The organism is Deltaproteobacteria bacterium (assembly GCA_009929795.1).
Lineage (GTDB): Bacteria > Desulfobacterota > Desulfovibrionia > Desulfovibrionales > Desulfomicrobiaceae > RZZR01.
The window spans coordinates 1-11,258 of record RZZR01000081.1 but is presented as its reverse complement, the minus strand read 5'-3'; the positions used below and the strand labels follow the sequence as shown (position 1 = coordinate 11,258).

General features: G+C 60.7%; 12 protein-coding genes and 1 pseudogene. All 13 read left to right on the top strand.

The genetic code is table 11. The features are described 5' to 3' along the window. The first annotated feature begins 326 nt into the window (after window positions 1-326). The 13 genes and pseudogenes from EOM25_09505 to EOM25_09445 all read left to right on the top strand — a co-directional run bounded on the left by EOM25_09505 (window position 327) and on the right by EOM25_09445 (window position 11,248). Window positions 327-2,321 carry a terminase gene (locus EOM25_09505; protein ID NCC25410.1) on the top strand — a complete coding sequence of 665 codons (1,995 nt, stop codon included), beginning with the start codon at window positions 327-329 and terminating at the stop codon, window positions 2,319-2,321. A gap of 1 nt (window position 2,322) precedes the next feature. After that, window positions 2,323-2,517, top strand: a complete 195-nt coding sequence (locus tag EOM25_09500; GenBank protein ID NCC25409.1) for a DNA-binding protein — start codon at window positions 2,323-2,325, stop codon at window positions 2,515-2,517. A gap of 217 nt (window positions 2,518-2,734) precedes the next feature. Further along, window positions 2,735-4,396, top strand: a complete 1,662-nt coding sequence (locus tag EOM25_09495; GenBank protein ID NCC25408.1) for a hypothetical protein — start codon at window positions 2,735-2,737, stop codon at window positions 4,394-4,396. 1 nt (window position 4,397) lies between these two features. Further along, a pseudogene (locus EOM25_09490) lies at window positions 4,398-4,514 on the top strand (hypothetical protein). A 261-nt stretch (window positions 4,515-4,775) separates the two neighbouring features. Continuing rightward, a complete protein-coding gene (locus EOM25_09485; GenBank protein NCC25407.1) occupies window positions 4,776-5,174 on the top strand; it encodes a hypothetical protein in 399 nt (132 codons plus the stop codon). A gap of 181 nt (window positions 5,175-5,355) precedes the next feature. Beyond that, window positions 5,356-5,658, top strand: a complete 303-nt coding sequence (locus tag EOM25_09480; GenBank protein ID NCC25406.1) for a hypothetical protein — start codon at window positions 5,356-5,358, stop codon at window positions 5,656-5,658. Beyond that, on the top strand, window positions 5,649-7,199 hold the full coding sequence (locus EOM25_09475) for a phage portal protein (protein NCC25405.1): 1,551 nt from the start codon (window positions 5,649-5,651) through the stop codon (window positions 7,197-7,199). Before EOM25_09480 ends, EOM25_09475 begins: the two co-directional genes overlap by 10 nt. Beyond that, window positions 7,171-8,400 (top strand): S49 family peptidase, encoded by a 1,230-nt coding sequence (locus EOM25_09470; protein ID NCC25404.1) that lies wholly within the window; start codon window positions 7,171-7,173, stop codon window positions 8,398-8,400. The genes EOM25_09475 and EOM25_09470 overlap by 29 nt, the downstream gene beginning before the upstream one ends. A gap of 3 nt (window positions 8,401-8,403) precedes the next feature. Further along, entirely contained in the window at window positions 8,404-9,054 is a 651-nt protein-coding gene (locus EOM25_09465; GenBank protein ID NCC25403.1) for a head decoration protein, read from the top strand. A gap of 22 nt (window positions 9,055-9,076) precedes the next feature. Next, window positions 9,077-10,081, top strand: coding sequence for a major capsid protein (locus EOM25_09460; protein ID NCC25402.1), 1,005 nt, complete (start codon window positions 9,077-9,079; stop codon window positions 10,079-10,081). Window positions 10,082-10,167: 86 nt separating this feature from the next. Then, window positions 10,168-10,485, top strand: a complete 318-nt coding sequence (locus EOM25_09455; protein ID NCC25401.1) for a hypothetical protein — start codon at window positions 10,168-10,170, stop codon at window positions 10,483-10,485. Further along, window positions 10,482-10,925: a hypothetical protein gene (locus EOM25_09450; GenBank protein NCC25400.1), complete on the top strand. Its 444-nt coding sequence runs from the start codon at window positions 10,482-10,484 to the stop codon at window positions 10,923-10,925. The genes EOM25_09455 and EOM25_09450 overlap by 4 nt, the downstream gene beginning before the upstream one ends. Further along, window positions 10,922-11,248, top strand: coding sequence for a hypothetical protein (locus EOM25_09445; protein ID NCC25399.1), 327 nt, complete (start codon window positions 10,922-10,924; stop codon window positions 11,246-11,248). Before EOM25_09450 ends, EOM25_09445 begins: the two co-directional genes overlap by 4 nt. Window positions 11,249-11,258: the final 10 nt, after the last annotated feature.

Here is an 11,258-nt window from a genome sequence, read left to right as displayed (position 1 = left end):
CGAGGCCGAAGCCGACCGGGCCCGGGTCAAGGCCGATCTGGCCCAGGGCCGGGTCATTGACAAGGGGATCCTCGTTCAGACCTTGGCCGCGGTGGTCGGTGCCATCGAAGACGCGATGTATTCCAGGATGCAGACCAGAGTCGGTGACGTCATCGAGGCCGTGGGCGGGGACCAGGGCCGGGGCCGCGAGGCCCTGGGTTTGCTTCTGGCCATCAAAGACGAGGCTTTGCGCGAAGCGGCCGCGTCCGCTGACCTGGAGGTGGTTTTCTATCCCGGGATGGACGCGGTCGGCAGTCTGGAAGCGAAGGATTTCCCGGGCCTGGGGGATGTTTTCAGCGACGCGGCCGATGGGCCGGAGGATTCCCGTGCCAACGATTGACCGCTCCCGGGCCTGGGTCCCGGAGGCCTGGTGGCCGTGGCTGTCCGGACGTGCGGCCCTGACCATTCCCCAGGCTGTCCTCCGCCGCCTGCGGAAACCCGACAAGATCCCCGTTTCCGTATGGGCGGAGAAGTACCGGGTTTTGACCAAGTCGGCCCTGGGCACAACATGGTCCAACGATTTGACCCCCTACCTTCGGGACATCATGGACCTAGGCGGGGACGAGCGAGTCGAGGAAATCGTGTGTTGCAAGGCCGTCCAGGTCGGGTTCACCGAGGCCGTTGTGAACTGGCTTTTGTGTTGCGTGGACCAGGATCCGGGCGACGCCTTGCTTGTCTATCCCGACGACACCACGGCCACCGAGGTCTTTCGGAGCCGGATCCGGCCGTCCATCGAACGGTCTTGGCGACTGTCCCGCCTGCGGACCGGGGCCCAGAACGATTTGACCGGATCCGGGGCGGAGCTGGCCGGGATGAGCATCTACCTCGGCTCGGCCCAGAGCCCGGCCCAGCTCGGATCCAAGCCCCTGCCCTATGTGGTCATGGACGAGATCGACAAGTACCCGCCCACGGCCGGGACCCGCGAGGCCTCGCCCATGGCCCTGGCCGAAAAACGGGCCACCACCTACCGGCACCGCCGCAAAATCTGGCGATTCTCAACACCCACCACCGAGGGCGGCAATGTCTGGCAGGCCATGCAGAGGGACGTCCAGGCCCGGTTCGAGTACCGGGCGGCCTGCCCCGCCTGCGGAGCCGTGCAACCCATGGCGTTTTCCGGCATCCGCTGGCCCGGGGGAGGAAAGGCCGACCCCATGCAGATCCTGGGGGAAACCTCGGCTCGGTATCACTGCGTCCATTGTCAAGCCGAGTGGGACGACCGGGCCAGGGACAAGGCCGTCCGGGCCGGAGGCTGGGCCGTGCCCGAGACCGGGGAAGACCTGTGGGAACATATCGAACGGGCCAGGCCCCGTAAGCTGGGGTTCACCATTCCGGCCTGGATTTCGCCGTTCGTGTCCCTGTCGGAATGTGCGGCCGCCTTCCTCAAGGGCCAGCGTTCCCGCATCGCCCTGCGCGACTTCTGGAACAACTACGCGGCCGAGCCATGGAAAGAGTATGACAAGGTCCGGTCCGAGGACGTCATTCTCGACCTTCGCGACCGGCGGCCCCGGGGCCTGGTCCCCTCCGGCGGGGTGGTCTCCTGCCTGACGGCCGCCGTGGACACCCAGGAAGACGGGTTCTGGTATGAGATCCGAGCCTGGGGGTGGGGCATGGCCATGGACTCCTGGCAGATCCGCGAGGGGTTTCTGCCCGTGGACTGGACCGCGCCTTATGACCCCAGGACCCGGGCGTTCCCGTATCATCCAGCCTTTGACACCGTGCGCGGGGTCCTCATGGAAGACGTGTACCGCGACGAAGACGGCACGGTCTACCCTGTTCAACTGTCCTTGATCGACTCGGGCGGTCACCATTCAACGGAGGTTTATGACTTCGCCCGCTGCCATGCCGGAATCGTCCAGCCCATCAAAGGGGCCTCGTCGCGCATGGCCGGGCTTTGGGAAGCGGCCAAGGACGATAACCCGAATTTTCGCTCAAGGTTTTCCCTGTCCGGGGGTGTCCGGCTGAACACCCAGCACCTGAAAAGCCTTTTGGCCGAGCGGCTGGAAATTCCCTTCGACAACCCCGAGGCCTGGAGATTCCACGCCGAGACGAGCATGAAATGGGCGACCATGATGTGCGCCGAATACCGCAACGACAAGGGCCTCTGGGAACAGATCCGAGGCCGGGAGAATCACGCCTGGGACTGTTCGGTCTACAATCTGGCCGCGGCCGAGATGCTGAACGTCCGATATTCGTCGGCTCCGGTTCCCGAGCCCCGGCCCCTGGAAGAAGAAGCTCAACCATTTGACCCTCGGTCTTACCGGCCGAGGCCTTCATGGAGGTGATATGGCTCGAAAGAATGAAAAACCCGAGGACCTGCTGGACGTGGCCCAGGTCGCCGCGAGGCTGACAGTGTCGCCCTCCACGGTTTACCGGCTGATCCATGAAGGCACACTGCCGGCGGCCCGGTTCGGGGTGAGGCATGGGGTCAGAGTTCGGGCCGGAGACGTGGACAGGTTCGAGAAAGGCCGAAAGGAATAGGCTGTAAATACAGGTCCTGGCTGTGTCATTTTTCGATGGATGACGCGACATGGGATCCCTCTTTTTCTCTCCCTGGATTTCCCTTTTTTTATTGACGGTCATGATCCAGGGGCATAAATTAGTCTTGAACCTTCCCGACCGAAAATGAATTGGTCGGAGAAGATAGACTGGAGGCTGGACATGAGACTAGATGCCACTGCATCTAGGGGGGATTCCTATGAAAGCATTCAAAACCATTGCTCTTCTAATTCTGACGGTCATTATGTTTAGCGCTTGCGTCAGCTCTTCATCTTCAGATGAAGACTACACACCGACATCCGATCCCGACAATTGGGTTGTGGAGAGGTCGGCCGCGGAGGGTCAAAAGACCCTGAATGCCGTGGTCGGCGACAGCTCGACGAGCGTCATCGAATACGCCTTCGGCGATGGTGGTGCAATGGCCACATGGGAGAACGGGAGCTGGTCCCTCGGAAATTTGCCCAAAGGTTACGACTACGACTACGAGGATGTCTCCATGCTTTCGCCGAGCGCCATATGGGTCGTAGGAACCCAAGGCAACATCCGCTTCTACGACGGCACATCATGGATAGAACAGGAAAGCGGCACCGACAAGACCTTAAGGGCGGTGTCGTCGCTTTCAAAGGCCGTGGTTGTCGATGCAGAAGAGCTTGAAGACACCTTCTCGAGCGCGAAGTACGCGTGGGCGGCCGGAGGCGAAGGCACCATACTTCACTACAACGGCACGGAATGGACCGCGCAGGCAAGCGGCACAACCGAAAACCTCTACGGGATCGCGATGAACGACCTCACCGAAGACCTGACCGGCACGCACGGCTGGGCGGTGGGAGACAACGGCGCGATACTCTATTTCGACGGGACGAGCTGGTCGCCGCAGAGTTCGGGCGTCACCACGAACCTTCGCGACGTGGAGATAGCCTACACAAGCCCGGACATGACCGAGGTCTCGATCTTTGCCGTTGGAGAGGGAGGGCTGATCCTCCACTATGACGGCACGTCCTGGACGCAGATGGAAAGCGGCTCGACCGCCAATCTCAACGCGGTCGATGCGATGCCGGACGGCAGTGCCATGGCCGTTGGCGCCGAAGGCACTGTCCTCTTCTATAACGCGGTCTCATGGAGCGCGCACAACAGCGGTGTCACGGTCGAGTTGCAGGAGATATTCATGCTCGAGTGGGGCACCTATCGCGGCGCGGTGGCGGTGGGCGCGGACGGCAGCATCGTCGCCAACAGGCCCACGCAGAGCAACACCAACTACTGCAAGATCATCTATATCAGCGACGATACCTACGGGGGCAGCGGATCGTGGGTTCAAGTCACAGAGGCAGGGTCCGATTTCGGCAACAGGGACAAATGGCCTTACTGGGCGACCTCGGATGGCAGGAAGATACAGGGCGGCTGGGAACCATACCTCATAAGGAATGGGTCGGGCATACGATTGAAATTCTGTTATGGTAGCGGCTCACACCTTTTTGAAAAGGATCTCAGGTTTACCGTCGTCTATAGCTATGATTACGACCCGGGCAGAAAGGTTCATGCGCAGATGGGCCAGAGGTACTGCTTCCAGCTAAAGGGAAGTTCATGCAGCCCGGGTGATGGGAGGACGTACGTTTCAAATGATCCGACCGGATACAGTTTCAGCGGTCGTAAATTTATGGCCACCACCGCCAGCAAGGTGAGCGAGACCGATTCTGTGGAACAACTTGCATCGCAGATATGCAGCTGGATGCGGATATCCGATACAACTTCGGGCTGGGGAAAGGTTGTGAAAACTGCCATTAAAGCCGGGCTGAACAAGTTTTTCCAAAGCGGACCCTATTTCGTCTACACAAATTACGAGACGAGCGTCACGAGCGAGTAGTCCCGGAGCGCCGCCGATCGTTCTCTTCGAATACGATCGGACGAGATCGGGCGAGGTCCCCAAACGCCTCCTGGCCGGCTACGCGGGATATCTGCAGGTGGACGGATACGCGGGCTACGACCGGCTCTTCGCGGATGGCGCAGTCGGCTACCCGCCGTGTCCTTCCTGGACGGTGTCATTCGTGTTCGTAAATTGAGAGAACTTCATCTGAAAAGAGTGGTCCTGCGTCCAGCCATAGCCAAAATTCATTCCGGGATCTTCAGGCGCCAGCCACTTCACAGATCTGTCTTTAAACGTGTCCTTATTTGCGGGTACATTTTGGTTCGCAAGATCCACCAACGTTTGGATGATCTGATAGTTATAATCCTTTGCCCGATCAATGAGCGTATCCAATTCAAATTCTGATATGGCCCCTAAGGCTAGAATAATCTTTGGTGATTCTCGTTGTGATATTGTTTATCCCTGCACGGAATCAAGCGAAGTGGATGACATGTCATCTAGGCTTATGCTAGCTCATGAACTAGGCCATTTGATAAACAATATCGGCAATCTTGACGACTCTAATATTCTCAATAGGACCGCATGTTCAATAGAAGATGAAATATTTGCTTGGGGTTTTGCTTGCAAACTATTAATGACAAAAAGCGATTTTTACGAAGAAGCCAAAAGCCATCAGTTTTTCAAGACCACCAAAAAAGATATTGTTCTTCTTCTTGAATCTTTGAGTAAAAAATTAGAAAATATGCCTAACGTTCAGGATATTATGAAAATTTTCTAGTTTGTTCTGCATTTTTCCGGGAACGTATTGCCTGCTTCAGCCCCTCCCTGCGAGGGGCTTTTTTTTGGCCTAAACCAAATCCACCCCTTGCCCATCCCATTTTCTTCCTCGTCATTCTTGTCTTTCTTTCCTTTCTCGTCATTCTCGTCATTCTTGCTAGAAATGGACTCCCGGATCGGGCATGTCTGCCCCCATGACCGACCGAAAACTGCACCAAAAAGCGGCCCGCATCGCCGGGGTGTTGTCCCTGGAGCAAATCGAGACCCGGCTTTCCGCCTGGATCGAGGCCGACCTTGCCCTGGCTTCCGGTCAGAGCACATCCATTGACGGGCTGACCATCACCCGGGCCGAGGCCTCGGTGGTGGAGGAACGCATTGCCGTCTATGGCCTGGCCAAGACCTTGTCCCTTGCCGGGGAAACAACCTACGAAGCCGGACCCCAGGCCTTGACTCCCAGGGTCACCAGGGGGCGGACATGGCTCTAAAGCGGCCCCATTTCGCAAAAAAAGCCGGAGTTCGCCACGGAGCTGTCCGCCGGGTGGCCTCCCAGGCCGGAGGATACGACGGCACCCTGTCTTCCTGGCATGTCCGGCGGACCGACTTCTCGGCCGAGGGGCAGGAACGGGGACGCATCGCGGCCCGGGCTTCCGATCTGGCCCTCAACGATCCACACGCCGCGTCCACTATCGACTCCATGGCCCTTGGGACCGTGGGGACGGGCATCATGCCCCAATCGGTTCCTAACACGGTCCGCCTGGGCTGGACCGAAGCCCAGGGCGTGGAGTTTTCCCACCAGGCCGAGGCCGCGTTTGCGGACTGGTCGGCCGGAGTCGATCCGGACGGGACCCTGCCTTTTTGGGCCCTTCAATACACATCAATCCACAGTTTGCTGGTTCAAGGTGAATTTTTTCGCCTGCCGGTCATGGTCGACAACGACCGATTCCGGCCCTTGTCCCTGGCCGTTCAATCCATCCACGCATCCAGAGTGGTCACCCCGGCCGACCTCGAAAGCGACCCGGCCGTCCGCGATGGGGTCCGCATCGACCCCTTGGGCCGGGTTTTGTCCTACTATGTTTTCAACCCAGACGCTGACCGTTGCGTGATGTCCGATGACCCTGGGGGTCAACCATCCACTGAGTTCGCCAATATCCGCCGCCGGGTCGGCCATCGTCCCGGCATCCTGCACGGATTTGTCCGCAAGACCGACGAGCAGTTTCGGGGTGTTTCGGTTCTGGCCCCGGCCATGAAATTCTTTCGCGACCTGTCCGACTACCTGGATTACGAGCTGGTCGGTGCCATTGTCGCCGCCTCCTTCCCGGTCTTCATCGAATCCACCATGCCCGGCCCGGGCGCATACCCAGGCCAACCCGGCAGAACCCAGGCAGACCGTCCCCCAAGGAAAGAGCTGAACGTCGCCCCTGGCCAGATCATGTACGGATCGGCCGGAGAGCGGCCCCATGTCCTCAATTCCAACCGCCCGGGCAACTCGTTTCCCGTGTTCGTCGAGCGACTCATTCGAGCCGTGGGGGCCTCGGTGGGGATGCCCTACGAGGTCGTGGCCAAAGACTTTTCCCAGACAAACTATTCGTCGGCCCGGGCCGCCTTGCTCGAAGCCTGGCGAATGTTCGGATTTTACCAGCGCTGGCTGGTGGATTCGCTGTGCCGTCCCCTGTGGCGAATGGTCATCGAGGAGGCTTGGCTACGTGGTCTGATCGTGCTGCCCAAGAAAACCGATTTCTACGCCAACATGGCGGCCCTGTGCCGTTCGGAGTGGATCCCGCCCCGGCGCGGATTCGTCGACCCGGCCAAAGAAATCGAAGCCTATTCGGCCGGAGTGGACAACGACATGCTGACCCTGGCCATGGCCATCATGGAATTGACCGGCCAGGACTACGAAACCGTTTTGGCCCAGCGTGGCCGGGAAGAACGATTGCGGGCCGAATCCATCACGGTCCGCCGGGAAAAAAACAAGACCGTCAAGAAGACAGAGGAAAAAGATGAATCGACTCCTGTCGAAATTGCGTGAGCCCTGGGCCATCACCCCCCAGGCCCTGGATGACCTGGCCTCCATTGTCGAGGCCAAGATCGAGGGTCTGGGCGCTGAAGACGTGTTTGTAGGGGCGACGCATGCGTCGTCCCTACGGAAACCTGCCCCTGCAGAATCCGGTTCGGCCCCAGGCTATGTCATGGACGGCCAGGTGGCCGTCATCCCCGTCGAGGGCACCCTGTACCGACGGCGCTACCTCATGGCCTGCAACCAGACCTATGGCGACATCCAGACAACCATTGAGCGGGCCGTGAACGATCCGGCCGTGGCCGCCGTTGTCCTGGACTTCGACTCCCCGGGCGGTGGCGTCCATGGCGTGGCCGAGCTGGCCCAGGCCATCGACGAGGCCAACACCCGTAAGCCGGTCCATGCCTACGCCTCCGGAAACATGGCCTCGGCCGCCTATTGGCTGGCCTCGGCCTGTCGGCAGATATGGGCCTCGCCGCAGTCCTCGGTCGGATCCATCAATACCATTACCGTCCACACGGACCGGTCGGCCCGGGACGAAAAAGACGGCATCCGCCGCACCTTCCTGTCTCCCGGCCGACTCAAGGCCGCGGGCAACGACGCCGAGCCCCTTTCGGACGAGGCGAGACAATATATCATGGACCATCTGGTGGGCCTGACCTCGCAGTTTGTCGACCAGGTGGCCAAGGGCAGGAATATGGACCGGGCGGCCGTCGAGTCCCTGGCCGACGGCCAGGTCTGGCTGGCCAAAGACGCGGCCAAGCTCGGGCTCATCGACCGGGCCGGCAGTCGTCGGGAATTTTTGAGACACATAAACAAGGAGTTGATCATGAATCTTGAAGATTTGAAAGCGAAACACCCGGAGCTGGTGTCAGAAGCCAGAGCTGAATGGGAGGCCGAGGCAGCTTCGGCCATGACTGAGGGAGTGAGCGCCGCGAGGGCCGAGGAACGGGGCCGAATCCTGGACCTGGCTTCGGCTATCTACGGCGAAGACGCGGCCCGGCTGCAAAAAGCCGTGGAAGCAAACGTGACGGCCGACCAGGTCAAGGCCATGGCCGGGATCTTTTCCGGATCCTCGGCTGGAGCCGGGACCCAGGCCGCTATTTTGGAGGAGCTGAAGGCCGCCCACGGACAGGGCTTGGCCTCGGCCGGATCCTCGACCCCCAAACCCATGGGCATGTCCGAATACGCCCGCGAAAAATATGGAGAGTAAACCATGCCGACGATAACCACCGCCAAGACCCTCGACGCGGTCGTCCGCTACGAGCAAGACAAGGAGTTTTCCAGGGAAAAGGTCGTCTTTACTGGCTCGGCCGCCGTCCAGGTCGGCCAGGTCCTGGGCCGGGTCCTGTTTGATGTCAATGCCGCCGAGAAAGGGACCAATACCGGAGCCGGAACGGTCGGCACCGTGACCGCCGGGAAAAAAGTCCAGATCGGGACCTACACCCTGGCCTGCATTGCCAAGGTGGCCGGGGCCGGGACCTTCAAGGTCATCGCCCCTGACGGGACCCGCCTCAACGACGCCACTGTCGGCTCGGCCTACACCTCCGAGCACCTCAACTTCACCATTGCCGACGGCGACCCGGATTTCGAGGTTGGCGACTCCTTCACCGTCGAGATCGAGGCCGGATCCGGAGCCTGCAAGGGCCTGGACCTGTCCGCCACAGACGGCACCCAGATCGCGGCCGCCATCGCCTATGGGGCCTATAACGCCACCGACGGCGACGTGACCGGGGTGGCCATTGTCCGCGAGGCCGGAGTGATCGAATCCGGTCTGGTCTGGCCCGCCGGAGCCACGGCCGGACAAAAGGCCGACGCCCTGCGAGAACTCAAAACCCAGGGCATCGTCGCCTTGGTCGAGGCATAGGAGGATCGACATGCCAGACATTATTGCCAACCCTTATGGGAATGACGCTTTTTCGGCCGTCGAGCTGACCGATGCCGTCAACCTCATCCCGAACCGCTATGGACGAATCAACGAGCTGGGCCTGTTCCCCACCAAAGGGGTCTATACCCGGGAGATCATGATCGACGAGCGCGACGGCGTGCTCACCCTGTTGCCCTCCCTGCCCCTGGGATCCCCTGGAACCCAGGCCAAGCACGGGGCCAAACGGGCCCGGACCTTCACCATTCCGCACATCCCCCACGACGACGTTATTTTGCCCGAAGAATACGCCGGCAAGCGGGCCTTTGGATCGGCCAGACAGTTGGCCGTCTACATGGACGTCATGAATGAGCACCTGGCCGAGCTGCGCAACAAGCACTCCATCACCCTGGAGTTTCTCCGGGCCGGAGCCTTGAAGGGCATCATCACCGACGCCTCGGGTGATGTCATCTACAACCTGTTCAATGAGTTCGGCATTGCCCAGAAGACCGTGGACTTTGCCCTGACCACCGAAACCACCCAGGTCCGCAACAAGTGTTTCGAGGTGGCCCGCCACATCGAGCAGAACCTGAAGGGCGACGTCATGTCCGGGGTCCGGGTCCTGTGCAGCCCCGAGTTCTTCGAGGCCCTCATCGCCCATCCCTTGGTTGTTGAGAAGTTTCTCTACCAGGAATCGTCCACGACCCGTGACGACATCCGCCGCGGCTTTCGTTTCGGCGGCCTGACCTTCGAGGAGTATAACGCCATGTGCGATCTGGCCGATGGCAGCACGACCCGGTTCATTGCCGCTGGCGAGGCCTATGCCGTGCCCGAAGGTACGACCAACACCTTTGCAACCTACTTTGCCCCGGCCGATTTCATGGAAGCCGTGAACACCAAAGGCCAGGAGATCTACGCCAAGGTGGAGCCGCGCAAGTTCAACCGAGGGGCTGACCTGCACACCCAGTCCAACCCCTTGCCCTTGTGTCGGCGGCCTGGCGTCATCGTCAAGCTGACCAAGAATAGCTGAGGATAGCTGAGGATAGACGAACCGGGGGCGGGAAACGCCCCCGGTCATGAAAGGTAAACCAAGCGGAACGACTCAAAAGGTGTCCCATGCCTGACCGGGTAAAAATTTGGATCACGCTCGCCGGATACGGCTTCGTTCTCTCGGGGGTCATCTTCTGGTGGCACTACACGACGGCCGACGCCAGACGCTCGTCCTGGGAACAGGACGTGGCCCAATGCCAGAGCGAGATCACTGCCCGGGTGAGGAGCCACGACGAACGTCTCAGGGCCATTGAATCCTGGCTGGAGTCCAACCGCCGGATGCCCGAGGTCCTGGCCAAGGTCGAGACCAACACGGCCAACATGAGCAACAGGATCGGTGAGATCCTGATCGAGATCCGGGAACTCAGGGGCAAGCGCCAATGACCCGCGACTGGTCGGCCATCCGGCATTTCGAGCGGTCCGAATGGGGACCGAAACCAGAATGGGTGGCCTGGGAGCTGATCGAGACCCTGGACGCCGTCCGGACAGAAGCCGACGTGCCGGTCAACATCATCGGATCCTGGGCCGAGTCTGGCCATTCCGAGAAAAGTTTTCACTACACGGGCATGGCCGTTGACATCTGGTTTGGCCGCGGACCGAACGACGAACGTCTTTCCCCCCTGGAGCAATTCGCCCTGTTGTCCTCCCGCCTCATCCTGGGCGGCATCGGCTGGTATCCGGACTGGAGACCGGTCCCGGGCTGGCATGTGGATCTCCGCAACCGGGATCCCCGCCTGTTATGGGTCCGGCTGGGCGGGGTCTACCATTACGGATGGGCCGACCTGATCCGGGCATTGACCACCTATTCGGAGTGGATGTCATGACCGACGCGGCTCGGTCTCATCTGGCGGCCATCGGCCGGCCCTGCGAATACCGGCATCGGGCCGACCGGTCCGTGGAGTCGACAGTCGCCGTGCTGACCGACATGGGCAACGACCCCCAGGCCGGAAATTGGCAGGCCGACACGGCCGTGGCCTTTCTCCCGGCCCTGACCGGCCCGAGGCCGGTCAATGGCGACGTCCTGACCGTGGACGGCGAGGAATGGGTCGTCGGAGTCCCGGCCGGATCCGACCGCGAGACCATCAACCGCCGGGGCCTGGGCGCGGTCTGGAAACTCTATGTCAGCCATTCCAGGGGGCTCAAGTGAAAATCGACAT